The organism is Pigmentiphaga daeguensis (assembly GCF_039523035.1).
Lineage (GTDB): Bacteria > Pseudomonadota > Gammaproteobacteria > Burkholderiales > Burkholderiaceae_B > Pigmentiphaga > Pigmentiphaga daeguensis.
Genome location: NZ_BAAAEN010000013.1, coordinates 1 through 23,994, shown reverse-complemented (window position 1 = coordinate 23,994; position 23,994 = coordinate 1). Strand labels below are relative to the sequence as shown.

Sequence of the window (23,994 nt, the reverse complement as noted above, 5' to 3'; positions counted from 1 at the left end):
GTTTTTCCTTCTAGATCTGGTCCGCCGGCGCGCCGCCCCGGGCCGTGCCGAGCTTGCGCAGGGCGGCCGCCATGGCCGCCAGTGGCAATACGGCGTCGGCCGCGCCGGCCTCGATGGCGCTGCGTGGCATGATGGGAGCGGGCGCCGTATCCGGGTCCTGCGCCCAGGTGATGCCGCCCGCGCGGCGGATGGCGAGCAAGCCGGCCGTGCCGTCGCTGCTGTTGCCGCTCAGGACGATGCCGAGCAGGCCGCGGCCGTAGACGTCGGCAGCGGTCTCGAACAGCACGTCGATCGACGGCCGGGAATGATTGACCGGTTCGTCCTGCGTGAGCGACCACGTCCGGTCGCCTTCGGCCTGCAGATGATAGTCGGGCGGCGCGAAATAGACATGTCCCGCCTCGGCGGGCTGTTTGTCGTCCGCCTCCACCACGGGCAGCGCGCAGCGGCCGGCGAACAGGGCGGCCAGCATGCTGCGCTGGGCGGGGGCGATGTGCAGGACCACGGCAACCGTGGCCGGCAGGCCGTCGCGCAGCGCCGGAAGCAGTTCGCTCAATGCCTCGATGCCGCCGGTGGAAGCGCCGATGGCTATGGCCTCCAGGTGCGACGGGAAGGGCGCCGTGTCCATGTCATTGTTTCCGATAGATCTTCTCGGCCGGGACGAAGTCTTCGAATGCCTCGCTGGCGGCGGTGAACCGGATGTTCTCCTTGCTGCCCAGTCCCAGGAATCCCCGCCGCACGAGCGCGTCGCGGAACAGGCCCAGGGCCCGGTCCTGCAGCGTGCGGTTGAAATAGATGAGCACGTTGCGGCAGGACACCAGGTGCACCTCGGAAAACACGCTGTCCGTCGCGAGGCTGTGGTTGGCGAAGACCACCTGCGGCTTGAGCGAGCGGGCGAACGACGCCGCTCCGTACGCGGCATGGTAGTAGTCCGACAGGGAGCGCTTGCCCCCGGAGGCCAGGTAGTTGCGGCTGAACTCGCCGATACGTTCGGTGGGGTAGATCGCGGCCTCCGCGGCGCGCAGGGCTTGCTGGTGGATGTCCGTCGCATAGAACAGCGTGCGGTCGCCCAGTCCTTCCTCCTCCATCAGGATGGCCAGCGACCACAGTTCCTCCCCGGTGCTGCAGCCGGCCACCCAGATCTTGATGGATGGGTAGGTTCTCAGCACCGGCACGACGTGCTCGCGCAGCGCCCTGAAATAGCCGGGATCCCTGAACATCTCGCTGACCTGGATGGTCAGGTACTGCATCAGCCTGGGGAACGCCTCGGGTTCGTGCAGGATGCGGTCCTGCAACTGGGACAGCGTCCTGCAGTCGAACGCGGGGAGCGCCTGCGCGATGCGCCGGCGCAGCGAAGTGGGCGAGTAGTCGCGGAAGTCGTACTGGTACTTGAGATAGATGGCTTCCAGCAGCAGGCCGAGTTCCAGGTCGAAATCCTTGTCCGTGGGCATGAGGGCTCCCTGGTCCTTTCCTATTGAGGCAGCCATACCCGGCATAGCGAGAGCAGTTTGTCGACGTCCAGCGGCTTCGAGATGTAGTCGCTCGCGCCCGCGTCAAGGCAGCGCTGGCGGTCGGCGGGCATGGCCTTGGCCGTGAGCGCGATGATGGGCAGCTTGGCGAACTGCGGGCGGCCGCGGATTTCGCGGATGGCGGTCAATCCGTCCATCTCGGGCATCATGATGTCCATCAGCACGAGGTCGATGTCGCTCGAGCGGGCCAGGGCTTCCAGCGCTTCGCGGCCATTGCGGGCGATTTCCATCTGGGCGCCGAGCGGTTCGATGACCTGCGACAGCGCGAAGATGTTGCGGATGTCGTCCTCGGCCAGGAGGATGCGCCGCCCCTCGAACGCGGAGTCGCGGCTGCGTGCTTCCTTCAGCATGCGCTGCTGCTCCGGCGGCAGGTCCGACTCGACGCTGTGCAGGAACAGCGTGACTTCGTCCAGCAGGCGCTCCGGCGACCGGGCGCCCTTGATGATGATGGACTTCGAGTAGCGGCGCAGCCGCTGCTCTTCGTCGGTGGTCAGCGAGCGTCCGGTGTAGACGATGACGGGCGGGAAGGCGTAGGGACCGTCGCCGGCCATTTTCTCGAGCAGGTCGTACCCCGAGCCGTCGGGCAGCGCGAGGTCCATGATGACGCAATCGAAGCTCCTGGTGCGCAATTGCTCCAGCGCGTCGGCCATGGTGCCGACGCCCGTCTGTTCGAGTCCGGGGGATTGCAGCAGCAGCTGTATGTTGCCGCGCAGCGCCGCGTCGTCCTCGATCACGAGGATACGGCGCAAGCGCTGCCTGAGCCGGGCTTCCAGCGATTGGATCGCGCCGGCCAGCTGTTCGCGCGCCGACGGCTTGAGGGTGTAGCCGATGGCGCCCAGTTGCAGGGCTGTCTCGGTGTAGTCGGAAACGGAGACCACGTGGACCGGCACGTGCCGCGTGGCCGGATCGCGCTTCAGGCGTTCCAGGACGCTCAGGCCGGAATCGTCGGGCAGGCCCATGTCCAGCAGGATGCCGCAGGGCTGGAGCTTGCGGGCCAGTTCCATGCCTTCGACCGCGGTCATGGCCAGCACGCAATCGAAATCCAGCTCGTGGGCCAGGTCGTACAGTATCCGGGCAAAGGCGAGATCATCCTCGATGGCCAGGATCAGCCTGCCTGTCCGCGTGAGCTGGTGGCGATCGTCAGGCATGGCGTCCTGGCGCGGTGTCGCGGGCGCTTCCGGGGCGGCGGGCGAGGCGCGCTGCGCGGGCACGTCGGGTACTGCGGGCGGCGTCGGCTGGACAGGCGCGGCGTTCCGCGCAGGAGGCCCGGCCGGGGAGGCGGCTTCCTGCGGCGCATGGATCGCGACCGTGAGCGAGAAGGTGCTGCCCGCACCGACCTCGCTGGAAACGGTGATGTCGCCTCCCAGCAATTGCGCGAACTCCTTCGAGATGGACAGCCCCAGGCCGCTTCCGCCGTATTTCCTGCTGGTGGTGCCGTCCGCCTGGCGGAACGCCTCGAAGATCACGCCTTGCTGCGACGGCGCGATGCCGATGCCGGTATCCACCACGTCGAAGCGCACCTGCTCCTCGCCGGCCGGCGCCACGCGCAGGGTCACGCTGCCCGTCTCGGTGAACTTGAAGGCGTTCGACAGGAGATTCTTGAGGATCTGCTGCAGCCTCTGGTTGTCCGTCACGAGGACTTCGGGGGCATGCTGGCCGCGTTCGACGCGGAATTGCAGTTGCTTCTGGCCGGCGACAGGTTCGAAAGACCGCCGCATCGCATCCAGAATGCTGTCGACGGTGACGGGCTCTGCCTGGATGTCGATATGGCCCGCTTCTATCCTGGACAGATCCAGGATGTCGTTGATCAGCAGCAACAGGTCGGTGTTGGACGAGTGGATGGTCTGCGCGTAGCGGATTTGCTCGTCGGTCAGGTTGCCGTGCCGGTTCTCGGCCAGCAGCTTGGCAAGGATCAGCGAACTGTTGAGCGGCGTGCGCAACTCGTGGGACATATTCGCCAGGAATTCGGACTTGTATTGGTTGGCCCGTTCCAGCGCGCGGGTGTTCTCGGCCAGGGCGCGTTGCGCGGCGATGAGATTGTTCTTCTGCCGCTCGAGGCTGTCGGTGTATTCCTCCAGCTGGCGGTTGGTCTGCTCGAGCTCGGCCTGCTGGGTCTCCAGCCTGGACTGGGAATCCATGAGCGCCCGGCTCCGTTCTTCCAGTTCCTCGTTGGAAACGCGGAGTTCCTCCTGCTGGACCTGCAGCTCTTCGCTCTGGCGCTTGGTCTCGGCCAGGAGGGCCTCCAGGCGGGTGCGGTACTGCGCCGCCCTGAGGCCGGCGCCTATGCCTTCCGTGGCAGCCTGCACCATGTCGATGACGTCCGCCGTGGCGCCATCCGTTCCCAGGAAACCGAGCTCGATGGCGCCGACGACGGCGCCGTCCGCGAGCAGCGGTGCCGCCACGATGCCGGCCGGTTCCGTGGAGCCGAGCGCCGAGCCGATCTTCAGGTGGCTGGACGCAAGGCCCTGCAGGACCAGTGGCCGCCGCTCGAGCACGGCCTGGCCGATGGCGCCGTCGCCGATGGGTATCTCGGCCGGCGCCCGTTCGCCCTCGGGCAGCGCCCAGGCTGCGACCCGGCGCAGCCTGCCGGCATCCAGGGAATAGAGCACGCCCACCTTCGCGTCCAGATAGTCCGCCAGCGCGCGCAGCACGCCGGTGGAGAAATCCGCTTCGCTGTTCTCGCCCTGCACCGCGGTGGCCATCCTGACCCTGCCTTCCTGTATCCAGGCGATGCGCCGGAGCCTGGCGCCGGAGTCGATGTACAGCGAGGCGACCGTCGCCAGCGCGAACAGGGTGATGGCCCCGATCACCCGGTTGATGGCCGCCATCGCCGTCAGCTCGGCGTTGGTCGGCGACCAGACGTAGCCGATGGCAAGCAGGATGGTGCAGGCGATGGCCACGAAGTAGGGGGCCATGCGATCGCGGGACAACAGGCAGCCGGTCACCGGCGCGATATAGAGGATCCACTCCACGAAGCCGATGGGAGTGAAGATGTCCGTGATGAAGACCAGGGCGGCCATCGCGCCGGTCAACAGGTAGACGTGGAAGGACGACAAGTTGCGGGGCAGGGCCATGGGCGTCTTCGTGCGCGGGAGTCGGGCAGGCCTGCATAGGCGCATGCCCGGCGTCGAAAGGGAAGGGGCCGAGGGAGTGGCTCGCGGGCGGCTCGGCCGGCAAGCGCAAAAGCATATATCGGTATCAATCGAGGTGCAAAACCGGCGCCGCCCGGAGCGATCCTCCGCGTCGGCGGACCTGCCCCGTACGGTCGAGCTGAAAGTTAGGGTAATCAACTAGTTGATTAACCAACTTTCTTGCCACAGAATCGCCCTCACTGCACAAAAGATTCGCCACGAGACGAGGAGCAGGAGACATGAGGAAGCTGATAGGCGGGGCCATCGCGGCCGCGGCGGTGGCCTGTGCCGCCCAGGCGCAGGCGGCGACGATCAAGGTGGGGGTCATCGGTCCGTTCTCGGGCCCGTTCGCCCACTACGGCAAGCTCTACAAGGACAGCGTGGAGGCCTATCTGGCCAGCCACGCAGGCAAGCTTGCCGGGCACGAGGTGCAGGTGCTCTACCGTGACAACGGCGGTCCCAATCCCAGCGGCACGAAGGCGCTGGCGCAGGAACTGGTCGTCAAGGACAAGGTGGACTACCTCGGGGGCTTCGTCTTCACGCCCAATGCGATGGCGGTCGCGCCGCTCATCACGCAGTCGAAGACGCCCACGGTCATCTTCAACGCCGCGACCTCCGACATCACCGAGAAGTCGCCCTATTTCATCCGTACGTCATACACCCTCTGGCAGGTAACCGTTCCCGCCGCGCGCTGGGCCTACAAGCAGGGCAAGCGCAAGATGGTCACCGCGGTCACTGACTACGCTCCCGGCGTCGATGCCGAGACGGCCTTTAAGACCGAGTTCGCCAGGCTCGGGGGCACCGTGGTCGAGTCCATCCGCATGCCCATCAGCACCACCGACTTCGCTCCTTTCGTGCAGCGGATCAAGGCCAGCGGCGCGCAGGGCGTCTATGTCTTCCTGCCCGGCGGGCCTCCCAACCTGGGGTTCGTGAAGGCCTACAACGAGAACGGGCTGCGCGCGGCCGGCATCGACTTCCTGGGATCGGCGGAGACCGATGAATTCGACCTGCAGAAGTTCGGCGACGCCGCGCTGGGCCTGACCACCGCATTCCATTACTCGGCCGCGCACGACTCCGACGCCAACCGTAAATTCATCGAGGCGCTGCGCGGGCAGAGCAAGGATGCGATCGCGAACTACGCGTCGGTGGGCGCCTGGGACGGCATGGCCGTCATCCACAGGATGATCGAGGCCACCGGCGGCAAGCGCGACGGCGCGGCGGCGATCGAGGCGGCCCGCAAGCTGTCCTGGGAAAGCCCGCGCGGACCCGTGTCCATCGATCCGGCCACGCGCCACGTGACCCAGAACGTCTATCTGCGCAAGGTCGAGCGCAGCGGCGGCCAACTGGTCAACCGCGAAATCGAGAACTTCGGACCGCAGCCGGACTTCGGGCTCAGGAAGTAGGCGCAGCCTCCATGCACATTCTCGCCAACATCCTGATCGACGGAATTTCCTACGGCATGGTGCTGTTCATCATCTCTGTGGGGCTTTCCATCACCCTGGGGCTGATGCGCTTCATCAATCTCGCCCATGGCGCCTTCGCCATGACCGGCGGCTACCTGGCCGCCTGGCTGGTGCGCACCCAGTCCTGGGGCTACGCTGCGGGCGTCGCCGCCGCGGTCGCGCTGACGGCGGCGCTGGGGGCGGTGCTGGAAGCCGTCGTCCTGCGGCGCCTGTATCGCCGGTCGGAGCTCGACCAGGTCCTGTTCACCATCGGCCTGGCCTTCGTGTTCGTGGCCGCCACCAATCTCGTCTTCGGGCCGCAGGTACAACTGATTCCGCTGCCGCCCTGGCTGGCCGGCTCGGTCGACCTGGGCATGCGCACGCTGCCCATGCAGCGCATGTTGGTCATCGCCATGGGAGCCGCGGTGGCGCTGCTGTGCGGCCTGGTGGTCTCGCGCTCGCGCTTCGGCGTCTGGCTGCGGGCTGCGGTCGACAACAAGGATGCGGCCGCCGCGCTGGGCATCAACATACGCCTGGTCGGCGGACTGACCTTCGCCGCCGGCTGCGGGCTGGCGGCGCTGGGCGGCGTGCTGGGCGCCGAACTGATGCCGCTCGAACCCTACTATGCCCTCAAGTACCTGGTCCTGGTGCTGGTGGTCGTGGCCGTGGGCGGCATGGGCAGCATTGCCGGCACGCTGGCCGCGGCGCTGCTGCTGGGCGTGATCGAGACGGCCAGCAAGTACCTGGCCTCGGAATACGGCAGCCTGTTCTTTTTCGTCGCCATGATCCTCGTGCTGTCGGCGCGGCCCCAGGGGCTGCTCAGGAGGGCCGCATGAGCCGTGCGGATATCGAGCGCGCGCTGGCGCCGTCGTCGCCGCTGCGGCATTGCGCCATCATCGCCGGCGTCGGCCTGTGCGGCCTGCTGTTGCCCGACCAGTGGCCGCTGCTGGCGCGCATCGCCGTGATGGCGTTGTTCGTCCTGTCGCTGGATCTGGTGGTGGGTATCGCGGGGCTGGCCACGCTGGGCCACGTAGCCTTCTTTGGCATGGGCGCCTACGCGGCCGGCATCGTCGCGCTGCGCTGGAGCGCCGACCCGTTGCTGGGGCTGGCGGCGGGCGCGGCGGCGGGCGCGGCGACCGCTGCCGTCTCGGGCCTCCTGGTGCTGCGCTACCAGGGGTTCACCTTCCTGATGCTGACGGTGGCCGTCGCGCAGATCCTGCACAGCCTGGCCAACAAGCTGCGCGGATGGACCGGCGGCGACGACGGGCTCTCGGGCTTCGTCATCGATCCCGTCCTGGGTATCGCGCCGTTCGACCTGGAAGGCAAGGTTGCCTATCTGTACGCGCTGGCGGTGCTTGTCGGCAGCTATTACCTCGTCAAGCGCATCGTCGATTCCCCCTTCGGCCTGTCGGTGCGCGGTATCCACCAATGCCGCCCGCGCATGCCCGCGCTGGGCACGCAGGTCGGGCTTCAGTTGTGGAAGATCTACGTGGTCGCCGGCCTGTTCGCGGGCATGGCGGGCGCGGTATCGGCGCAGATCAGCGGCATCGTGGGGCTGGACAGCTTCGGCTTCTCGCTGTCGGCCGAGGCGCTCGTCATGCTGATACTGGGCGGGGCCGGACGCTTGTACGGCGCGCTCGTCGGCGCAGCGATCTTCATGGTCCTGCATCACACGGCGTCGTCGATCAATCCCTACCACTGGCTGTTCGTCATCGGCGGCCTGCTGATGGCGATCGTGCTGGTGCCGCGCGCATCCCTGGCGGCCTGGTTCCGGGCGATGCCGCGGCCATGGGCCCATGGCGCGCGGGCCGGCAAGCAGGAGGCCGCATGACGCTCAGCGTACGCAAGCTCGACAAGTCCTTCGGCGGCCTGCACGTGACGCGCGCGGTGTCCTTTGACCTGGCGCGCGGCGAACGCGTGGCCCTGATCGGCCCCAACGGCGCGGGCAAGACCACGCTGGTCAACCTGATTTCGGGCACGCTCAAGCCCAGCGGCGGCGAGGTCCTGCTGGAGGGCCGGCGGCTGACGCACCTGCCGCAGGCCCGGCGAGTGGGCTGCGGCCTGGCCCGCACTTTCCAGATCACCACGCTGCCCGCGCGCATGCCGGTGCTGGACCAGGTCGAGATGGCCATCCATGCGCGGCAGGGCATGGCGCATCGGTGGTGGCGCCCTGCCAGCGTCTACCGCGAGGTGCGCGACGAGGCCTGGGCCATCCTGGAGCGCCTGTCGCTGGAGCCGGCGGCGGGCCGGACGCCCGGCGACCTGGCCTACGGCGAGCAGCGCCTGGTGGAGATCGCGCTGGCCCTGGCGCTGCGGCCCTCGGTGCTGATGCTGGACGAACCCATGGCCGGCGTGCCGCGCGGGGAAGGGCGCACCGTGCTGCGGGCTCTGGAGGAGCTGCCCGGCAGTCTTTCCATCCTGATGATCGAACACGACATGGACCTGGTCTTCAGTTTCGCGCAGCGCATCATCGTGCTGGCCGAGGGACGCATCATGGCCGAGGGCACGCCGGACGAGATCCGCCGCCACCCCCAGGTGCGGGCGGCCTACCTGGGAGCGAAGGCATGAACCCCGGCGCTCCCTTGCTGGAACTGCAGGGCGTGGTGGCCGGCTACGGCCCGGTCACGGTGCTGAACGGCCTGGGCATGGCCGTGGAGGCGGGCAGCCTGACCGCGCTGCTGGGCCGCAACGGCGTGGGCAAGTCCACCACGCTGAAGGCCATCATGGGCCTGGCCCAGGTCAAGGCGGGACGCATCCTGTTCGAGGGGCGCGACATCACGCGCTGCCGGCCGGACGAACGCGCCGGCCTGGGATTGGGCTACGTGCCGCAGACCCGCGACATCTTTCCTTCCCTGTCGGTGGAGGAAAACCTGGTGGCGGGCCTGAAGCGCTTTCCCGCCGGCGATCTCGACCAGGCCTACGCGCTATTCCCGCGACTGCGCGAGCGGCGGCGCAACCGGGGCAACCAGTTGTCGGGCGGCGAACAGCAGATGCTGTCCGTGGCCCGCGCGCTGCTCGGCCGTCCGCGCCTGCTCCTGCTGGACGAACCGCTGGAGGGGCTGGCGCCCGTGATCTGCCAGGAACTGCTGGAAGCCTTCCGCCGGCTGGCGGCCCAGGGCGGGCCCACCATGCTGATCGTCGAGCAGCAGGTGCAGGAGGTCCTGGCCTTCGCTCGCCAGGGCGTCATCCTGGAGCGCGGGAGCGTGGTCCACCAGGGAGACTGCGCGCAACTGCGTACCCGCGACGACATTCTCGATCGTTACCTGGGCATGGCCGTCGCGTGACGGCCATGCCCCGAACCTACCCGTGAGGCGAACATGACCGATATAGCCGCCGACATTCCCGTGGTCGATTTCGACCCGTTCAGCGACGAATTCCTGACCGACCCCTACGACTACCACCGCCGGATGCGGGATGCCGGCCCGGTGGTGCACATTCCGAAGTACGGCATCCTGGCCGTTGCCCGGCATGCCGAGGTCCATGGCGTGCTGAACGATTGGCAGACCTTCATCTCGTCGGCGGGCGTCGGACTCGCCAATTTCCGCACGGAAAAGCCGTTCCGGCCGCCCAGCCTGATCCTCGAGGCCGATCCGCCGCAGCATACGCGCTCGCGCACGGTGCTGGGCCGCATCCTGTCGCCCAGGACCGTGCAGCAGATCCGTCCGCAATTCCAGGCGGTGGCCGAGGCGCTGATCGACCGGTTGGTGGAGAAGGGCACGATAGACGGTGTCAAGGAACTGGGAGAGGCCTATCCCCTGAAAGTGTTTCCCGACGCGGTCGGCCTGACGGAAGACGGGCGCGAGAACCTGCTGGCCTATGGCGACATGGTGTTCAATGCCTTCGGCCCTCGCAACCAGCTGCTGGTCAATGCCGCCAAGCGGGTCGAGCCGCTGACGGACTGGATCATGAGCAACTGCCAGCGCCGGAACCTGCGCCCGGGCGGATTCGGCGACCAGATCTACCAGGCGGTCGAGACCGGCGAGCTGACCGAGACCGAGGCGCCGATGCTGGTGCGCTCCTTCCTGTCGGCGGGCGTGGACACCACGGTGAACGGCATCGGCAATGCACTGTGGTGCCTGGCGAACCATCCGGACCAATGGGACAAGCTGCACGCCAATCCTGCGCTGGCCCGCCAGGCCTTCGAGGAGTCGCTGCGCTTCGAGGCGGCGGTGCAGACTTTCTTCCGCACCGCCAGCCGCGATTGCGAACTGGCCGGCGTGCCCATCCGCTCGGATACCAAGGTGCTGACCTTCCTGGCCTCGGCCAACCGCGATCCGCGCCAGTGGCAGGACCCCGACGTGTTCGACATCGAGCGCCGTGCCACCGGCCACATGACCTTCGGTTCGGGCCTGCACGGCTGCGTGGGGCAGGCCGTGGCGCGGCTGGAAGGCGAACTGATCCTCTCGACGCTGGCCCGCCGCGTGCGCCGCATCGAGCCGCTGGGGCCGCCCACGCGGCGCCTGAACAACACGCTCAGGGCGCTGGCGAGCCTGCCCCTGAAACTCCACGCAGCATGAAGGAAGGACGTATGCCCGAAGTTCATCTGATCCAGCCCGACGGCCGGCGTGTCACCCTGGACGTGCCGGTGGGCACCAGCATCATGCAGGCGGCGGTGTCGGCCGGGGTGGCCGGCATCGTCGCCGAATGCGGCGGTTCGTGCATGTGCGCCACCTGCCACGTCTATGTGGACGAGACCGCCCTGGCCCGGCTGCCCGCCATGCTGCCCACCGAGCACGAGATGCTGGAGTGCACGGCCGCCGAGCGCCGTCCCGGCAGCCGCCTGAGCTGCCAAGTTAAAATGACGGAAGACCTGGCCGGGCTGTCGTTCACGCTGCCGGAGAGCCAATAACCCATTATCCACGCACGCCATGCGTGCCCGAGGCATGACCGCCAGACAACGAGAACGTCCGACGCGCACCGACGCGCCGCAGGGCCCCGCCGTCGACCTAGACCGCTATACCCCCGCGTATTTCACCTTCATCGCCAACAAGCTGGCGCGCGGTGCGTCCAAGCATTACCTCGAGACCTACGGCGTCGGCATCGAGACCTGGCGGATCATGGTCATGCTGGCGATCGAGGGCAAGGTCACCGCGCAGCGCGTGTGCCAGCTCATCGGCATGGACAAGGCCTCGGTCAGCCGGACCTTCAAGAGCATGCATGCGCAGGGCCTGATCTCGTTCAGTTCCGACGACCACGACGGCAGGTTGCGCCACGCCGCGTTCACGCCGCGCGGGCGCGAGATGCACGACAACATCATGAAGTTCGCGCTCAACCGCGAACAGGCATTCCTGTCGGTGCTCGCGCCGGACGAGGTGGACGTGCTGATCGATCTGCTGCGGCGCCTGCACGAGAACCTGCCCATGGTGGACGCCACCTCCGACGCCTTCATGGAAACCCAGCGAGCCCGGGGGCTGGTCCCGCCCCGCGGTCCGCGCCGACGCAAGGTAAGCACATGACCCGACTCGTTATCGTGGGCGGCGGACACGCCGCCGCGCAGCTGGCCGCCTCGCTGGCGGAAAAGCAGTTTCCCGGCAGCATCGTCCTGGTCAGCGACGAGCCCGAGATCCCTTATCACCGGCCGCCGCTTTCCAAGACCCTGATCAAGGATCCGGAGGCGCCGCTGCCCGAGCTGCGCGGCGCGTCCTTCTACGAGCAGGCCGGCATCACGCTGAGGCTGGGCACCCGCGCGCTGTCCATCGACCGGGCCGGCAAGCGCCTGCGGCTGTCGTCGGCCGCGGGGCAGGAAGACCTGGCCTACGACCACCTCGTGCTGGCCACGGGCGCGTGCGTGCGCGAACTGCCGCAGGCACCCGTGGAAACGCCCGGCGTGCACTATCTGCGCACCTATGCCCAGGCGCGGGCACTGCGCGATGCGCTGCCCGGCGCCCGGCGGGTGGTGGTGCTGGGCGGCGGCTTCATCGGTCTCGAGATCGCGGCCACCGCCCGCCACCTGGGCAAGGAAGTGACCGTGTTCGAATCCATGCCGCGCCTGTTGACGCGCTCGGTGTCGCCCGAGATCTCGTCCTTCCTGCTGGAGACGCATCGCGCGGCGGGGGTGGACATACGCCTGGGCAGTTCGGTCGACGGCCTGGAGATGGCGCAGGGCAGGGCGGTGGGCGTGGTGTCGGGCGGCGCGGCCGTCCCCGCGGACATCGTCATCGCCGGCATCGGCGCGACGCCCAACGTGGACCTGGCACGGGACGCCGGCCTGGCCTGCGACAACGGCATCGTGGTCGACGCCACCCTGTCCACCGAGGATCCGGCCATCTCCGCCATCGGCGATTGCACGTCCTTCCCGCATCCCGCATGGCCGCAGCCGCTGCGGCTGGAATCGGTGCAGAACGCCAACGACCAGGCCCGCACCCTGGCCGCCCGGTTGTGCGGCGATCCCCAGCCCTATACCGCCGTGCCCTGGTTCTGGTCGGACCAGGGCGAGGCGCGCCTGCAGATCACCGGCCTGTGGCGCCCGGGTTACCAAAGCGTCGTGCGGCCGGCGGCGCGCGGCACCGGCTTCTCGGTGCTGCATTTCGACGGGGACGCGCTGCGGGCCATCGAGTCGGTGAATTCGCCGGTGGACCAGATGACGGCCCGCAAGCTCATGCAGGCCGGACTGTCGCCCGCCAAGGGCACGGCGGCCGATCCGGCCGTGCCGCTGAAGGCCTGAGGCCAGGCCCGGCCGAACTCCTCCGGCCGGAGGCCGGGCGCTTGCATGCCGCCGCCTCGGGAGCGATACACTTACGCTTTCCGCCGCCTGCCGGGGCGGCGCCGCGGTGGACATGGTCCGCCAGGCCCGAGGAGCAAGAATGAGAGTTGTCGTATTAGGTAGCGGTATCATCGGCACGTCCAGCGCATGGTGGCTGCGCCAGTCCGGCCACGACGTCACGGTGATCGACCGCCAGCCTGGTCCGGCGCAGGAAACCAGTTTCGCCAACGGCGGCCAGATCTCGGTTTCGTATGCCGAGCCCTGGGCCAATCCGCAGGCTCCGCTCAAGCTGGCGCGCTGGCTGCTCCGGGGCGACGCGCCGCTGCTGTTCCGGCTGCACGCCGACTGGCACCAGTGGCTGTGGTGCATGGCCTTCCTGCGCGAGTGCCTGCCCGGCCGGCTGCCGCGCAACGTGCGGGCCCTGGTCAACATGGCGGCCTACAGCCGCAAGACCCTGCAGGACATGCGCGCCGAACTGGGCATCCCTTACGATCATCTCGAGAAAGGGATCATCAATTTCTATCGTGATCCGGCCGAATTCGACGCTTCGCAGAAGGCGGCCGACCTGATGCGCGAATACGGCGTCGACCGCCGCATCCTCAGTACCGAGGAACTGGTGGCGCTGGAGCCGGCCCTGGCGCCGCAAAGCCACCGCATCGTCGGTGCCGACTACACCGCGGCCGACGAAAGCGGCGACGTCTATCTCTTCACCACCGCATTGGCCGAGAAGGCCGCCGCGGCGGGCGTGGAATTCCGTTTCTCCACCCAGATCACGCGCCTGCTGGACGAGGGCGGGTGGGTCAAGGCGGTGGAGACCATCGACGCCCACGGGCGCTACGCCAAGGTGCAGGGCGACGTATTCGTGGCCGCGCTGGGCAGTTTCACGCCGGAGCTGGTGCGCCCGCTGGGCGTTTCCTGCATGGTCTATCCGGCCAAAGGCTATTCGGCGACATACCCCGTTACGGATTCCACCCGCGCTCCCACGGTCAGCCTGACGGACAGTGCCCATAAGGTGGTATTTTCGCGGCTGGGCGACAGGCTGAGAGTCGCGGGAACCGCGGAACTCAGCGGCTATTCCCGCGCTCTGAACACGGTGCGCTGCCAGGCGCTCACCACCTTGACGCGCGAGCTCTTTCCAGGAGCGCTGGACTTCGACAAGGTGTCGTACTGGTCGGGACTGCGCCCCGCCACGCCGTCGAACGTGCCCCTGATCGGCCGCACGCGCCTGCCCAATCTGTACCTGAACACCGGGCACGGCACCTTGGGGTGGACCATGGGCTGCGGATCCGGGAAGGCCTTGGCCGACCTGATATGCGGCCGCCGGCCGCAGGTGGATTTTCCCTTTTTGTGAGTGTGTCTCTTGAGCTTGACCATGTTTTCGGAGAACGGATCGATGCAGCCGACTAAGCGCTGGTTGAAATGGGGTGTGTCGGTGTTCGCCGCCGGCGTCCTGGCCGTGGGCGGCTTGGGCACGGCAGCGGCGCAGGGCGCCAAGAAGGGCAGCGCCAAGCCGGCGACCAAGGCCGCGCCGGCCAAGAAGCCGGCGGCGGGCGCCGCCAAGGCCGCTGGCGCCGCGGGTGCCGCCGGTGCCGCCGCCGCGATGGCCGCGCCTTCCGGTCCGATCGAGTTGCAGGTGTGGCATACCCTGAACCCGCAGCAGGCGGCGGAGTTCGATTCGCTGGTGCAGCGCTTCAACGAACAGCAGCACGGCTTCACGGTCAAGGTCACGGCCAAGCCTTCGGTCGAGGCGCTGATCGAGGATGGCACGGCCGCCGTGCGCGCGCGCCGCGCCCCGCACCTGGTCGAGCTGCCCGACAACCGATCGCCTGAGTTCATCGCGCGGCAGGGAGCCATCCTGCCCATGTACGAATTGCTGGCCAAGTATCCGATCAAGGACCTGCGCTGGTTCCTGCCGCAGACCACCGCCGGCATGAGCGATGCGAAGGGCCGCCTGCTGGCGCTGCCCTGGATGGCCGACATCCCCGTCTATCTCTACAACCGCGACCTGTACCGGCGCGCGGGCCTGGATCCCGATACCCCGCCGCGCACCTGGCGCGACATGCAGGCGCATCTGATCGCGCTGCTGCAGAATGGCGTCAACTGTCCCTACGCCACGAGCTGGCAGACCTGGGTGCACGTGGAAAACCTCTCGGCCATGCACAACACGGCCTACGCCACGCGCAACAACGGGCTGGAAGGGCCCAACGGCGCCCAACTGCTGGCCAACGACCTGCTGCACGTCCGCCATCTGGCCCTGATGATGAGCTGGGTCCGCAGCCACCTGTTCCCGGTGCGCACCGACCAGGACCAGGCCGATGCCGCGTTCGCGTCCGGCGAGTGCGCCGTGCTGACCAGCGGCAGCAGCGCGCTGGCCCAGGTTCAGGGCAAGGCGACGTTCTCGTACGGCGTGGCGCCGCTGCCCTATTACGAGGAAGAGGCGCCGCGTCCCAGCACGCCGTTCGTGGGCGGTTCCGCGTTCTGGGCGCTGGGCGGCCACTCCACCGCCGAACAAAAGGCGCTGGCCACCTTCATCGCCTACCTGGCCACGCCGGTGGTGGCGGCCGAATGGCACCAGAAGACCGGCTTCCTGCCGCTGACCGAAGCGGCCTACCGCGCCTCCGAGGTGTCGTTCTACAAGAACATCCCCGGCGCCGAGAACGTGGTGCGGGCCATGGCCAATCCGCCCGCCAAGTTCACGCGGGGCTTCCGCCTGAACAACTACGATCGCGTGACCGACATCATCAACAGCGAACTGAACGCCGTCTGGAACGGCGTCAAGCCGCCCAAGCAGGGGCTGGACGATGCCGTGGCGCGGTCGTCGGCGGTGATGAGCGCGAAGAAATGACCGCCGGGGAAGGCGCCGTTTCCATCAGGACCTGGCCCTATCCCCGCGTGGTGGCTCATAGGGGTGGGGGCGCGCTGGCCCCCGAGAACACCCTGGCGGGCATGCGCGAGGCCCATGCCCGCCGCATCGGCGGCGTCGAGTTCGACGTCATGCTCGCCGCCGACGGCGTTCCTATCCTCATGCACGACACCCGGCTCGGACGCACCGTACCCGGCGTGGGCGACGTGGGGGCATTCGCGTCCGCGGACCTGGCGCGCATGGACGCCGGCGCCTGGTTCGATCCGCGCTTCCAGGGCGAGCCCGTGCCGCGCCTGGAGGACATCGTGCAATGGCTGCGCCGCCATGGCGTCTGGATGAACATCGAGATCAAGCCCATGCCGGGCCACGACGTGGATACCGGGCAGGTGGCGGGGCAGATGGTGCAGGATCTGTATGCGGGGGTTGCCGATCCCGCCGGGTTGCCGCTGTTCTCGTCCTTTTCCGCCAAAGCGCTGGGCGCCGCGCGCGAAGCCGCGCCGGGCATTCCGCGCGGCCTGCTGGTGGAGGGCGTGCCGCCGGACTGGCGGACCCGGCTCGAAGCCCTGGATTGCGTGTCCCTGCACTGCCGGCACGACCTGCTCGATGCCGGGCTGGCGCGCGACATCAAGGCCGCGGGGTACGGCCTCATGTGCTACACGGTCAACGATCCGGAGCGGGCGCGCGAACTCTTCTCATGGGGCGTGGATGCCCTGTGCACCGATCGCTACGACCTGATCGGCGCCGACTTCCGGTAAACCGTCAGATCTCCACTACCAGGCCGGGGTCGAATTCCCCGTTTTCGCCCGGATAGCCGCCCGGGTTCGCCACCACGCGCGCCTTGCCGATGCGATAGTCGAAACAGGTGTGGGTATGGCCATGTATCCAGAGGTCGGCCTTGGCCGCCAGGTCGTCCAGGTTGGACGAGAAGGCCGGCGACAGCTGGTTGCCCTTGTACTGCTGCGGCACCGAACGTTCGCTGGGCGCATGGTGGGTGACGACCACCGTGGGGCCGGCGTGGGGCGTGTCCAGCTGTTGTCCCAGCCAGGCGCGAGCAGCCTGGTGCAGGGCGATGCAGGCCGCCGGCGTGAACTTTCCCTGGTCGGTGTCGATGCAGCTGAAATCGGGCATCACGCGCACGGCCATGGCTTGCGCCAGTTCATCGCCGGGCGATCCATAAAGCGCGAAATCGGCCCAGAGCGTGGTGCCCAGGAAGCGCACGCCATCCAGCTCCACCGCTTCGTTCTGCAACAGGTGCACGCCGTGCCGGCGGGCCGTCTCGCGCATCTTGCGGTCCAGCCTGCCCATGTGGGCGGAATAGAACTCATGGTTGCCCGGCACGTAGACGACCGGCGTCTTGCCGAAGGCCCGGCCGGCCCAGGCGATGCCGAGATCGTGCGTATGGATGTCGCCGGCCAGGACGACCAGGTCGGCGTCGACGTCGGGCAACGGGCGATTGCCGTTGAAGTGTTCGTGGTGGAGGTCGGACAGAATGCGGATGCGCATGGTCGTCGGAATCCGAGGCGATGGCACGGATCGACTAGCGTAGCACGGCCTACCGGGCCTCTTGCAGTGCCGCCCGGACCGCGTCCCGCGTCAGGTGCGGAGCGAACATCCTGATGAAGTCGAAGGTGTGGTTGCGCAGATAGGCATTGATGCGCAGGGAAATCGACGTCATGCTGGGTTCGAACAGGTGGCTGGCGTCGATGGCGCGCAGCCCCTTGTCCTTCTGCCGGTCGATGGAGACCGAGGTCATGACGGCGATGCCCAGTCCCAGCTCGACATAGGTCTTGCTGACGTCGGCATCGACCGCGCCGAAGATGATGTTGGGGGTGATGCCCGCACGCTTGAAGGCGTCGATCACTTTCCATCGCCCGCTGAAAGCCGGGTCGTGCGTGATGATCGGATAGGCCGCCACGTCGCGCAGGGTGGGCTTGCGGATCTTGAGCAGCGGATGACCCACCTTGGTGATGATGGAACGCTCGAGCTCGAAACAGTCCATGCGGACCAGCGTCGGGAAGGCTCGCGTGGTTTCCGTGCCCACGGCAAGATCGGCCACGCCTGCTTCCACCATTTCGCAGATCTGCGTCGGATTGCCCTGGCGCAGGTGCAACTGCACCTTGGGATGCTGGCGGATGAAGCGCTCGATGACCTGGGGCAGGACGTAGCGGGCCTGCGTATGCGTGGTGGCGATGGTCAGGCTGCCCCCTTCGCGCGAGGAAAGCTCTTCGCCCAGCCGTTTCAGGCTGTCGATGTCGTTGAGCACGCGCTGGGCGATGGCCACGACTTCTTCGCCGGGTTCGGTCAGGCCAACGATGCGGTTGCGCTTGCGGGCAAAGACCTCGAACCCGAGTTCTTCTTCCAGTTGCTGCAGATGCTTGCTGATGCCGGGCTGCGAGGTATGCAGGGCCTCGGCGGCATTGGAGATGTGATTGCCGTGCCGGAATACCTCGAGCACGTAGCGCAACTGTTGAAGTTTCATGTCGTCTCCAGCATTCTGTTTTTGAATAGCAAGATAACACAATATTCTGGCAGCCTATTAACCCCCTTGATACAGTGACCTCGTCGCGCGGCCCTGTCGCCGTCGCGAGCGAACCGGCGCTTGCCGGCACGACAACTCCCGCGCACAAGACGGGATCGCCAAGGAGGAATGGGTCATGTATCGCCTTGATCGCAGGTCCCGGCGTGGGTGTGTCGCCGTCTGGGCCTGTCTTGCCATCTCAGGACCGGCGCTGGCCGGCGCGCAGCAGGAAACGGACTATCCCACGCGGACCATCCGCCTGATATCGGGGTTCGCGCCCGGCGGCGCGACCGATGTGGTGGCGCGAGTGATCGCGCAGAACCTGACCGAGGCATTCGGCCAGACCGTGGTGGTGGAGAACCGACCCGGGGCGTCCGGCAATATCGGCGCGGACTCCGTCGCACGTTCCGCGCCCGACGGCTACACGCTTTATCTGGCCAATGCCACGATCGCCATGCCGTCGATGTTCCCCCGCTTGCCGTTCAACGCAGGCCGTGATTTCGCTCCGGTATCCCTGGTCGGCTACGGGCCGTCAGTGCTGGTGGTCAATCCCAAGTTCCCGGTACGGTCCGTGTCGCAGTTGATCGAGTACCTGTCGCACCGGCCCGGCAAGGTCGACTACGCGTCGGGCGGGGTGGGAAACATCACTCACATGTCGATGGAACTGTTCGAGTCGATGGCCGGCGTCCAGATGGTACACGTGCCATACAAGGGCGGTGCGCCGTCCACCAATGCCGTCATGTCGGGCGAGGTGCCGGTCGCCTTCAGTTCCATTACCGCCGTGCTCAGCCACATCCGCCAGGGTTCCCTGGTGCCGCTGGCGATATCGTCGAGCGAGCGCAGTCCGGCGCTGCCCGACGTGCCCACCCTGGCGGAAGCCGGCGTGCCGGGCTACGAGGCGACGTCGTGGTACGGGATCCTCGTGCCCGCCGCCACCCCGGCGCCGGTGGTGGAAAAGCTCTCCCATGCCATCCGCAAGAGCCTGCAGCGGAAGGACTTCCAGGAAAAGCTGCTGGCCCAGGGCGTCCAGCCCGCCGCCGGCGGGGCGGACGAATTCAGGTCCTACATGGCGACCGAATTGCACAAGTGGGCGGACATCATCGCCAAGGCCAAGATCACCGCCGAATAGGCGTGGGGCGCGCGGACGCGGGATGCCGAGTCCGGCGGGACAGTGCTTACACCAGACCGGGGAATCCATTCATGAGTCTTGAATCAACGATCCACGATGTGCTGATCGTCGGCGGCGGCAACGCCGCGTTGTGCGCGGCGCTGTCGGCCGCCGAACAGGGGGCGGGCGTCGTATTGCTCGAACGGGCTCCTTTCGAGGAACGCGGCGGCAACAGTGCCTATACCGACGGCAAGGTCCGGTTCGCGTATGCCGGGCAGGAAGACATCGTGGCGTTGTCCGCGGACCTGACTGAAGAGGAAATCGCGACGACCGATTTCGGCCAGTACACCGAGAGCGATTTCTTCGACGACATGGCCCGCATCACGCAGCACCGCACGGATCCGGATCTGTGCGAGATCCTCGTGCGGAACAGCAACGCGACCATGCACTGGATGAAGGGAAACGGCGTGAAATTCATGCCGAACTACGGACGCCAGGCCTACAAGGAGGACGGCCGCTTCACGTTCTGGGGCGGCGCGCCGCTGGCCACCTATGGCGGCGGTCCGGGGCTGGTCGAGGCCCTGTACGCCGCCATCGAGAAAAAGGGCGTGCGGATCGTCTACGAAGCATGGGTGAAAGACCTGCTCCATGATGTGAACGGCGTCTCGGGGGTAGTCGCGCGCATCGGCGGCAAGGAGCTGAAGATCCGCGCCCGCGCCACGGTCCTGGCCTGCGGCGGTTTCGAGGCCAATGCCGAATGGCGAACGCGCTACCTGGGCAAGGGCTGGGACCTGGCCAAGGTGCGCGGCACCAAGTACAACACCGGCGATGGCCTGGCCATGGCGCTGCGCATCGGCGCGCAGCCCTACGGCCACTGGTCGGGCTGCCACGCGGTGGGCTGGGAGCGCTACGCGACGGATTTCGGCGACCTGAACGTCACGCCGCATTTCCAGCGCCACAGCTATACCTTCAGCATCATGGTGAATGGGCTGGGCAAGCGCTTCCTGGACGAAGGCGCCGACATCCGCAACTTCACCTACGCCAAGTATGGGCACCTGATTCTCGAGCAGCCGGGGCAGTTCGCCTGGCAGATCTACGACGACCAGGTCCAGCATCTCCTCTTGGACGAATACCGGACCCGCCATGTGACCAAGGTGAAGGCGGATACGCTGGAAGAGCTGGTGCACAAGCTCGACGACGTGGATCCCGGGCAGTGCCTGCGCACCATCCGCGAATTCAACGCGGCGGTCAATCGTGACGTGCCGTTCAATCCCAACATCAAGGATGGCAAGGGGACCGTGGGCCTGGACGTTCCCAAGTCCAACTGGGCGCTGCCGATCGAGAAGCCGCCGTTCCAGGCCTTCGCCATCACCTGCGGCGTGACCTTCACGTTCGGCGGCCTGAAGATCAACACCGACGGGCAGGTGGTCGATACCGGCCACGATCCCATTCCAGGCCTGTACGCCGCGGGCGAAATGGTCGGCGGCATCTTCTACTTCAACTATCCAGGCGCCAGCGGGTTGACCAGCGGTGCCGTCTTCGGCCGACTGGCCGGCAAGAGCGCCGGGCAGTTCGCCATGTCCCAACGGGAGCTGCAATGCTGAACACACCGAGCCCGGGCGCGCGCCTGAAGGCGTTGATACATGCCCCCCAGATTCTGGTCATGCATGCCGTCTACGACGGTTTCACGGTGAAGCTGGTCGAGAAGTTCGGCTACCAGGCGGGATTCGTGTCGGGCGCGGCGCTGAGCGAGGCCAACCTGGGCAAGCCCGACGTGGGCCTGATGGGCATGGAAGAGAACCTGACCGCTTGCCGGCGGCTGGCCAGCGCCTGCAACCTGGCATTGCTGGCGGACGGCGACACGGGCTACGGCAACGCCGTCAACGTCTACCACATGATCCAGAAATTCGAGCAGGCCGGCGTGGGCGGCATTATGATCGAGGACCAGTCCTGGCCCAAGCGCTGCGGCCACATGCAGGGCAAGAGCGTGGTGTCCGCCGAGGAAATGGTCGAGAAGGTCCATGCCGCGGTCGAGGCCCGGCGCGATCCTGACTTCGTGATCAAGGCGCGCACCGACGCATTCGGCACGCACGGCCTGGACGAGGCGATCCGGCGCCTGAACCTGTACGCGGAGGCGGGCGCCGACCTCCTGCTGGCGGATGCGCTGGCCACCGAGGACGACATCCGCGCCGTCGTGCGCAATGTGTCCAAGCCCCTGTGCGTGAACATGGGCTTCGCCATCCGCAAGCGGTCGACGACCGCGCTGATTTCCGCCCGCAGGCTGCAGGACATGGGCGTGGCGGCGGTCATGTTCGGGCGGATGCTCAGCGCGTCGGCCATCATGGGCCTTACCAACTCGCTTGCCGCCCTGGGCGCGCAGCTGGACGACGAGGAGGTGACCGAGCGACCCGATCTGCTGGTGTCGTTCGAGGAGCTCAATGCGTTGATGGGCCTGAAGGAGATCAACCAGCTCGAGCAGCAGTTCGTGCGCAAATAGGGAGCACCAGGTTGGGACAGACCATCGCGGAAAAAATCCTGGAAACCCACCGCATCGGTGGCGACCAGCAGGTGGAACCGGGCAGCGTGGTCAGGGCGAAGGTGGATTTCGTCCTGCTCAACGATGCCAATGGGCCGGTGGCCTTTCGCCATTTCGCCAACATGGGCGGCGGCAAGGTCGCGGTGCCGGAGAAGATCGGGCTGGTGTGCGACCATTTCGCGCCCGCGCCGAGCGCCGCCGGTGCCCGGATGCTGGGGGACATGCGCCGATTCGCGCGCGACAAGGGCATAGAGCTGTTCTTCGACGTGGGAAAAGGGGGCATCGAACACACGCTCATTCCCGAGCAGGGATACATCGGGCCCGGCAACCTGGTGGCCGGGGGCGATTCTCACACCGGCACGGCCGGCGCATTCAACGCCTTCGGGACCGGCATGAGCTGGGCCGGCATGGCCGCCATCATGATGCTGGACGAGACCTGGTTCAGGGTGCCGGAATCGATGCGCTTCCACCTGCACGGCGCCAAGGCCCCTTACGTCACCGGCAAGGACGTCATCCTGCAGATCCTGCAGGACATCGGCGTCGATGGCGCGCTGTACCGGTCCATGGAGTTCGGAGGCCCGGGCATCGCGGAATTCAACATCGATGAACGCATGGGCATCTGCAACATGGTGGTGGAGGCGGGCGCAAAGACGGGCATCGTCGAGGCGGACGACATCACGCGCACCTGGGCGGAGCAGACCTGCAAGCGGGCGTGGAGCCTGGTCAACGCCGACCCGGACGCGCAGTACGCGTCCAGGCACGAACTGGACCTGTCGCGCATGCGGCCCATGGTCGCCAAGCCCTATTCGCCCGAGAACGTGGTGTCCGTGGACCAGTTGTCGGGCATCCACGTCGACCAGGTCTACATGGGCAACTGCGCCAATGGCACGCTCAGCGACCTGCGGCAGATCGCGAGCGTCCTCAAGGGACGCAAGGTGGCGCGCGGGACCCGGGCGATGATCGTGCCCGCCACGCAGAAAATCTACATGCAGGCCATGGCGGAAGGGTTGATCGAGCAGTTCATCGAAGCGGGCGCCGCGGTCAGCACGCCGACGTGCGGCGCCTGTTTCGGCGGGCATAACGGCGCCCTCGACGACGGCGAAGTGGCCTTCGCCACCATCAACCGGAATTTCAAGGGACGCGGCGGCCATGCCGGCGCCCAGGTCTACCTGGGGAATTCCTATGTCGCCGCGGCGACCGCCGTGGCCGGCGAGATCATCGACCCGGCCCGCCTTTGAAGGAGAGGTTCCATGATGTTCTCGGGCAAGGTACACAAGCTGGGAGACAGCATCGACACCGACGTGATGGTGCCGGGACGCTATCTGTCGCTGCTGGATCCGGCTGAGATCGCCAAGCACATTTTCGAGGAGGTCGATCCCGGCTTCGCGGGGCGGGTGCGGCCGGGCGACGTGATCGTGGCGGGCCGCAATTTCGGGGCCGGCTCGGGGCGGGAGCAGGCGCCTTTCGGGCTCAAGGCGCTGGGCATCGGTTGCATCGTTGCGGCAAGCTTCTCCCGTACCTTCTATCGGATGTCCATCGACCTGGGCCTGCCCATCCTGATCAGCCCCGAGGTGGCGTCCGCCGCGCGGGACGGCCAGGCGATCGAGGTCGATACCCGCAGCGGCATCGTGCGCCTGGACGGCGTGGACCACCGGGTGGAACCGTTGCCTTCCTTCATCCAGGAAATCATCGACCTGGGGGGCGTGACGGGCTGGGTCAAGAGGGAAGTGGCGCGGCGCCAGGCGGCGGGGGCGGCGTGAGAGCGCCGGGCGGGATGCCGCGCCTGTCGCTGGCCGTCCTGCTGGCCGTGTCGGGGCTTGCGCCGGCGGCAGCGGCGGCCGAGGCATTTCCGTCGCAGCCCGTACGCATCGTCGTGGTCTATCCGCCGGGCGGCGGCATCGACCTGGTGGCCCGGCACCTGGCCCGCCGGCTGGGCGAGGAATGGGGTGTGCCCGTCGTGGTCGAGAACCGGCCCGGCGCGGGCACGACGCTGGGAACGCGGGCCGTCGCCCGGGCCGCGCCGGATGGCTACACGCTGCTGATGACCGACGTGAGCCTGGCCATCGCGCCTAGCTGTCGCATCCCTGACGATTATATAGACTCCCGCCGCTACCCCCTGTTCATGGCTCGTGCCGTTTTGCAAGCCCTGATTGAGGAACATGAGCAA

23 protein-coding genes are annotated in these 23,994 nt (G+C 67.4%); 18 read left to right on the top strand and 5 right to left on the bottom strand.

Features of this window, described 5'->3' with window-relative positions; all coding sequences use genetic code 11:
* Positions 1-10: 10 nt before the first annotated feature.
* Genes ABD104_RS16735 through ABD104_RS16725 form a run of 3 tightly spaced genes read right to left on the bottom strand, consistent with a single transcriptional unit; the run spans position 11 to position 4,600 of the window.
* The gene (locus ABD104_RS16735) at positions 11-625 is read right to left on the bottom strand and encodes a chemotaxis protein CheB (protein WP_087839947.1); all 615 of its coding nucleotides are present in this window, start codon (positions 623-625) and stop codon (positions 11-13) included.
* Between the two features lies 1 nt (position 626).
* On the bottom strand, positions 627-1,448 hold the full coding sequence (locus tag ABD104_RS16730) for a CheR family methyltransferase (protein ID WP_087839946.1): 822 nt from the start codon (positions 1,446-1,448) through the stop codon (positions 627-629).
* Positions 1,449-1,468: 20 nt separating this feature from the next.
* Complete coding sequence (locus tag ABD104_RS16725; RefSeq protein WP_087839945.1) at positions 1,469-4,600, bottom strand: hybrid sensor histidine kinase/response regulator; 3,132 nt, start codon at positions 4,598-4,600, stop codon at positions 1,469-1,471.
* 296 nt (positions 4,601-4,896) lie between these two features.
* Between ABD104_RS16725 and ABD104_RS16720 the strand changes: the two genes are divergently transcribed.
* From ABD104_RS16720 to ugpQ, 12 genes are all read left to right on the top strand, one after another.
* Complete coding sequence (locus ABD104_RS16720) at positions 4,897-6,060, top strand: ABC transporter substrate-binding protein (RefSeq protein WP_279816117.1); 1,164 nt, start codon at positions 4,897-4,899, stop codon at positions 6,058-6,060.
* Positions 6,061-6,071: 11 nt separating this feature from the next.
* Positions 6,072-6,935: a branched-chain amino acid ABC transporter permease gene (locus ABD104_RS16715; RefSeq protein ID WP_279816115.1), complete on the top strand. Its 864-nt coding sequence runs from the start codon at positions 6,072-6,074 to the stop codon at positions 6,933-6,935.
* Positions 6,932-7,930 (top strand): branched-chain amino acid ABC transporter permease, encoded by a 999-nt coding sequence (locus ABD104_RS16710; RefSeq protein ID WP_087839942.1) that lies wholly within the window; start codon positions 6,932-6,934, stop codon positions 7,928-7,930. Before ABD104_RS16715 ends, ABD104_RS16710 begins: the two co-directional genes overlap by 4 nt.
* A complete protein-coding gene (locus ABD104_RS16705; RefSeq protein WP_087839941.1) occupies positions 7,927-8,667 on the top strand; it encodes an ABC transporter ATP-binding protein in 741 nt (246 codons plus the stop codon). The genes ABD104_RS16710 and ABD104_RS16705 overlap by 4 nt, the downstream gene beginning before the upstream one ends.
* Complete coding sequence (locus ABD104_RS16700) at positions 8,664-9,383, top strand: ABC transporter ATP-binding protein (RefSeq protein WP_087839940.1); 720 nt, start codon at positions 8,664-8,666, stop codon at positions 9,381-9,383. The genes ABD104_RS16705 and ABD104_RS16700 overlap by 4 nt, the downstream gene beginning before the upstream one ends.
* Positions 9,384-9,416: 33 nt before the next feature.
* On the top strand, positions 9,417-10,616 hold the full coding sequence (locus ABD104_RS16695) for a cytochrome P450 (protein WP_343927892.1): 1,200 nt from the start codon (positions 9,417-9,419) through the stop codon (positions 10,614-10,616).
* Between the two features lie 11 nt (positions 10,617-10,627).
* On the top strand, positions 10,628-10,948 hold the full coding sequence (locus ABD104_RS16690) for a 2Fe-2S iron-sulfur cluster-binding protein (protein ID WP_087839938.1): 321 nt from the start codon (positions 10,628-10,630) through the stop codon (positions 10,946-10,948).
* A gap of 34 nt (positions 10,949-10,982) precedes the next feature.
* Positions 10,983-11,555, top strand: a complete 573-nt coding sequence (locus ABD104_RS16685) for a MarR family winged helix-turn-helix transcriptional regulator (protein WP_343927891.1) — start codon at positions 10,983-10,985, stop codon at positions 11,553-11,555.
* Positions 11,552-12,763, top strand: coding sequence for an NAD(P)/FAD-dependent oxidoreductase (locus ABD104_RS16680; protein WP_343927890.1), 1,212 nt, complete (start codon positions 11,552-11,554; stop codon positions 12,761-12,763). The genes ABD104_RS16685 and ABD104_RS16680 overlap by 4 nt, the downstream gene beginning before the upstream one ends.
* Positions 12,764-12,902: 139 nt before the next feature.
* Positions 12,903-14,153 carry a D-amino acid dehydrogenase gene (locus ABD104_RS16675; RefSeq protein ID WP_087839936.1) on the top strand — a complete coding sequence of 417 codons (1,251 nt, stop codon included), beginning with the start codon at positions 12,903-12,905 and terminating at the stop codon, positions 14,151-14,153.
* A 42-nt stretch (positions 14,154-14,195) separates the two neighbouring features.
* Positions 14,196-15,647, top strand: a complete 1,452-nt coding sequence (locus ABD104_RS16670) for an extracellular solute-binding protein (RefSeq protein ID WP_343927889.1) — start codon at positions 14,196-14,198, stop codon at positions 15,645-15,647.
* Complete coding sequence (gene ugpQ, locus ABD104_RS16665) at positions 15,644-16,420, top strand: glycerophosphodiester phosphodiesterase (RefSeq protein WP_343927888.1); 777 nt, start codon at positions 15,644-15,646, stop codon at positions 16,418-16,420. The genes ABD104_RS16670 and ugpQ overlap by 4 nt, the downstream gene beginning before the upstream one ends.
* A 4-nt stretch (positions 16,421-16,424) precedes the next feature.
* Here the strand turns inward: ugpQ and ABD104_RS16660 are convergent, their stop codons facing one another.
* Together ABD104_RS16660 and ABD104_RS16655 are read right to left on the bottom strand one after the other, a co-directional pair.
* The gene (locus tag ABD104_RS16660; protein ID WP_087839933.1) at positions 16,425-17,168 is read right to left on the bottom strand and encodes a metallophosphoesterase; all 744 of its coding nucleotides are present in this window, start codon (positions 17,166-17,168) and stop codon (positions 16,425-16,427) included.
* Positions 17,169-17,217: 49 nt separating this feature from the next.
* Positions 17,218-18,144 carry a CysB family HTH-type transcriptional regulator gene (locus ABD104_RS16655; protein ID WP_279816095.1) on the bottom strand — a complete coding sequence of 309 codons (927 nt, stop codon included), beginning with the start codon at positions 18,142-18,144 and terminating at the stop codon, positions 17,218-17,220.
* 175 nt (positions 18,145-18,319) lie between these two features.
* On the opposite strand from ABD104_RS16655, the gene ABD104_RS16650 reads away from it, so the two are divergent.
* The 6 genes from ABD104_RS16650 to ABD104_RS16625 form a co-directional block, all read left to right on the top strand.
* Positions 18,320-19,312: a Bug family tripartite tricarboxylate transporter substrate binding protein gene (locus ABD104_RS16650; protein ID WP_279816093.1), complete on the top strand. Its 993-nt coding sequence runs from the start codon at positions 18,320-18,322 to the stop codon at positions 19,310-19,312.
* A 71-nt stretch (positions 19,313-19,383) separates the two neighbouring features.
* Positions 19,384-20,895: an FAD-dependent tricarballylate dehydrogenase TcuA gene (gene tcuA, locus ABD104_RS16645; protein WP_343927887.1), complete on the top strand. Its 1,512-nt coding sequence runs from the start codon at positions 19,384-19,386 to the stop codon at positions 20,893-20,895.
* A complete protein-coding gene (locus ABD104_RS16640; protein WP_279816088.1) occupies positions 20,889-21,788 on the top strand; it encodes an isocitrate lyase/PEP mutase family protein in 900 nt (299 codons plus the stop codon). Before tcuA ends, ABD104_RS16640 begins: the two co-directional genes overlap by 7 nt.
* Before the next feature lie 11 nt (positions 21,789-21,799).
* Positions 21,800-23,065, top strand: coding sequence for a 3-isopropylmalate dehydratase large subunit (locus ABD104_RS16635; RefSeq protein WP_279816086.1), 1,266 nt, complete (start codon positions 21,800-21,802; stop codon positions 23,063-23,065).
* A gap of 12 nt (positions 23,066-23,077) precedes the next feature.
* Positions 23,078-23,587, top strand: coding sequence for a LeuD/DmdB family oxidoreductase small subunit (locus ABD104_RS16630; RefSeq protein ID WP_279816084.1), 510 nt, complete (start codon positions 23,078-23,080; stop codon positions 23,585-23,587).
* Positions 23,584-23,994, top strand: a 411-nt coding sequence (locus tag ABD104_RS16625) for a tripartite tricarboxylate transporter substrate-binding protein (protein ID WP_343927886.1), incomplete at its 3' end; no start/stop codon positions are given. The genes ABD104_RS16630 and ABD104_RS16625, both read left to right, overlap by 4 nt.

Excerpts from the sequence above, each read along its gene's own strand:
- ABD104_RS16735 (WP_087839947.1), bottom strand. The coding sequence starts at position 625 with ATGGACACGGCGCCCTTCCCGTCGCACCTGGAGGCCATAGCCATCGGC.
- ABD104_RS16730 (WP_087839946.1), bottom strand. The coding sequence starts at position 1,448 with ATGCCCACGGACAAGGATTTCGACCTGGAACTCGGCCTGCTGCTGGAA.
- ABD104_RS16725 (WP_087839945.1), bottom strand. The coding sequence starts at position 4,600 with ATGGCCCTGCCCCGCAACTTGTCGTCCTTCCACGTCTACCTGTTGACC.
- ABD104_RS16720 (WP_279816117.1), top strand. The coding sequence starts at position 4,897 with ATGAGGAAGCTGATAGGCGGGGCCATCGCGGCCGCGGCGGTGGCCTGT.
- ABD104_RS16715 (WP_279816115.1), top strand. The coding sequence starts at position 6,072 with ATGCACATTCTCGCCAACATCCTGATCGACGGAATTTCCTACGGCATG.
- ABD104_RS16710 (WP_087839942.1), top strand. The coding sequence starts at position 6,932 with ATGAGCCGTGCGGATATCGAGCGCGCGCTGGCGCCGTCGTCGCCGCTG.
- ABD104_RS16705 (WP_087839941.1), top strand. The coding sequence starts at position 7,927 with ATGACGCTCAGCGTACGCAAGCTCGACAAGTCCTTCGGCGGCCTGCAC.
- ABD104_RS16700 (WP_087839940.1), top strand. The coding sequence starts at position 8,664 with ATGAACCCCGGCGCTCCCTTGCTGGAACTGCAGGGCGTGGTGGCCGGC.
- ABD104_RS16695 (WP_343927892.1), top strand. The coding sequence starts at position 9,417 with ATGACCGATATAGCCGCCGACATTCCCGTGGTCGATTTCGACCCGTTC.
- ABD104_RS16690 (WP_087839938.1), top strand. The coding sequence starts at position 10,628 with ATGCCCGAAGTTCATCTGATCCAGCCCGACGGCCGGCGTGTCACCCTG.
- ABD104_RS16685 (WP_343927891.1), top strand. The coding sequence starts at position 10,983 with ATGACCGCCAGACAACGAGAACGTCCGACGCGCACCGACGCGCCGCAG.
- ABD104_RS16680 (WP_343927890.1), top strand. The coding sequence starts at position 11,552 with ATGACCCGACTCGTTATCGTGGGCGGCGGACACGCCGCCGCGCAGCTG.
- ABD104_RS16675 (WP_087839936.1), top strand. The coding sequence starts at position 12,903 with ATGAGAGTTGTCGTATTAGGTAGCGGTATCATCGGCACGTCCAGCGCA.
- ABD104_RS16670 (WP_343927889.1), top strand. The coding sequence starts at position 14,196 with ATGCAGCCGACTAAGCGCTGGTTGAAATGGGGTGTGTCGGTGTTCGCC.
- ugpQ (WP_343927888.1), top strand. The coding sequence starts at position 15,644 with ATGACCGCCGGGGAAGGCGCCGTTTCCATCAGGACCTGGCCCTATCCC.
- ABD104_RS16660 (WP_087839933.1), bottom strand. The coding sequence starts at position 17,168 with ATGCGCATCCGCATTCTGTCCGACCTCCACCACGAACACTTCAACGGC.
- ABD104_RS16655 (WP_279816095.1), bottom strand. The coding sequence starts at position 18,144 with ATGAAACTTCAACAGTTGCGCTACGTGCTCGAGGTATTCCGGCACGGC.
- ABD104_RS16650 (WP_279816093.1), top strand. The coding sequence starts at position 18,320 with ATGTATCGCCTTGATCGCAGGTCCCGGCGTGGGTGTGTCGCCGTCTGG.
- tcuA (WP_343927887.1), top strand. The coding sequence starts at position 19,384 with ATGAGTCTTGAATCAACGATCCACGATGTGCTGATCGTCGGCGGCGGC.
- ABD104_RS16640 (WP_279816088.1), top strand. The coding sequence starts at position 20,889 with ATGCTGAACACACCGAGCCCGGGCGCGCGCCTGAAGGCGTTGATACAT.
- ABD104_RS16630 (WP_279816084.1), top strand. The coding sequence starts at position 23,078 with ATGATGTTCTCGGGCAAGGTACACAAGCTGGGAGACAGCATCGACACC.